The following is a 677-nucleotide window of genomic DNA, read 5'->3' on the forward strand; positions in this document are numbered from 1 at the left end:
AGGCGGAGCAGCCCGGCGGCCTCCGCACGCGCCCATTGCTCCGCGGTCCAGGAGGCGCGCTGCGTCGGATCGAGATCGGCGACCGGCACCTCGTCCGCGGTGGCATGGCCGGTCCTCGCTAGGCGATCGGCGGCGGCGAGCGCGAACAGCGGCGCCAGATCGTGCGCGGGCGCGGTATCCTCCCCCGCGGCGTCGAGCAGATCGCCCAGCCCGACGCTGCGCCGCGCGATGAACAGCCCGGCCTGCGCCGGCCCGCCGTCCCGATCGACCAGATCGAGGAAGGCGTCGAATTCCTGCGCCACCAGCCGCGCGGCGCGCACATCGGCGTCGGGCGCGCTTTCCACCTGCCGGTCGAGCCGCGCGAGCAGCGTCATCGCGAGGCGATTATCATGGCGGTGGCGCGTGACGGTGACGCCGTCGGCGCGGGTATAGGTATCGACCTGGCCATGGAGCGCGCGGACCATCAGCGTGTCCGCGACCACATCGCGCGCGACCAGCGTCGCCGCGCGCCACCCGAGCGCGAAGGCCGCGCCCTTCGCCGAGCGGCGGAAGGCGTAGGCGGAGGTGGCCGACAGCCCGACCTGCGCGCAGGCGGCATCGACGCCATGCCCCTCGGCGATCGCCGCGAGGAAGAGGCGCTGGTTGGCGGCGGACCAGCCGTCGGTGCGGCGGGAGGG

Annotated in this window: 1 pseudogene; it reads right to left on the bottom strand. The window is 75.0% G+C overall.

The annotated features are described in order from the left end of the window. Window positions 1–677 (bottom strand): annotated as a pseudogene (locus tag AX685_RS22480) (hypothetical protein); the annotation flags it as partial.

The sequence above is a fragment of the Sphingomonas sp. CCH9-F2 genome, from assembly GCF_001556735.1.
Lineage (GTDB): Bacteria > Pseudomonadota > Alphaproteobacteria > Sphingomonadales > Sphingomonadaceae > Sphingomonas > Sphingomonas ginsenosidimutans.